Consider the following 244-nt stretch of genomic DNA (forward strand, 5'->3'; position numbering starts at 1 on the left):
AAATAATAACTTACGAGACAATCTAATATCTCCTTGTCTATCTAGCAGTATAGCAATCATAAAACGTACTTCATCATCTACTGGATTACAGTCTAATATTTGTTGAAAATACAATCTAGCCTGAGTATATTTCTCTTGTTTGAAATACATTATCCCTAATCTTTTTTTGGTTAATAAGCAACTTTGATTATACTTTAAATTAGTATTATATAATATTAATGCATCATCATCTTCTCCTCGAGAC

Annotated in this window: 1 protein-coding gene; it reads right to left on the reverse strand. The window is 27.9% G+C overall.

What is annotated here, in order from left to right:
* A partial coding sequence (locus AACQ14_RS23935; protein WP_339366049.1) for a hypothetical protein occupies positions 1 to 244 on the reverse strand: 244 nt, incomplete at both ends.

Origin of the sequence: Vallitalea maricola (genome assembly GCF_036985595.1) — a bacterium.
GTDB classification, from domain to species: Bacteria; Bacillota; Clostridia; order Lachnospirales; family Vallitaleaceae; genus Vallitalea; species Vallitalea maricola.